This is a genomic window from Micromonospora sp. SYSU B005, assembly GCF_055362685.1.
On the sequence record NZ_JAXCFU010000072.1, the window covers coordinates 1 to 500 of the forward strand.

1 protein-coding gene is annotated in these 500 nt (G+C 66.4%); it reads right to left on the bottom strand.

Translation table 11 applies throughout. The features are described from left to right. Positions 1-446, bottom strand: a 446-nt coding sequence (locus SM452_RS30425) for an AMP-binding protein (RefSeq protein WP_463841230.1), incomplete at its 3' end; no start/stop codon positions are given. Positions 447-500 lie beyond the last annotated feature (54 nt).

Genomic DNA, 500 nt, shown 5'->3' on the forward strand with positions numbered 1-500 from the left:
GTATTCGCAATCGGCGAACCCGCCGGCACCGGCCCAGACCGACCATCGACCAACCCCGCCGCCGCCATCACCGTCGTCTCGGTCGGCCCATACGTGTTGACCAACCGACGACCCCGCGCCCACGCCCGCGCCGTCGCCTCACCAATCGCCTCCGCACCCACCACCAACGTCCGCACCGACGCCAGATCCGCCGGCTCCAACACCTCCAGCAACGACGGCACCACACTCGCCACCCGCAACCCGGTCAACGACCGCAGCAACTTCGGCTGCTCCCGCTGCTCCACCCCCGCGATCACCAAAGTCGCACCGTGCGACAACGCCACCGCCACATCGAACACCGACGCATCGAAACTGAACGACGCGAACTGCAACATCTCCACACCCACAGCCGCGCCCACCATCGGCCCGAACACCGACACCAGATTCACCAACGACCCGTGCTCCACCGCCACACCCTTCGGCGCACCAGTCGAACCCGACGTATAAATGACATACGCAAG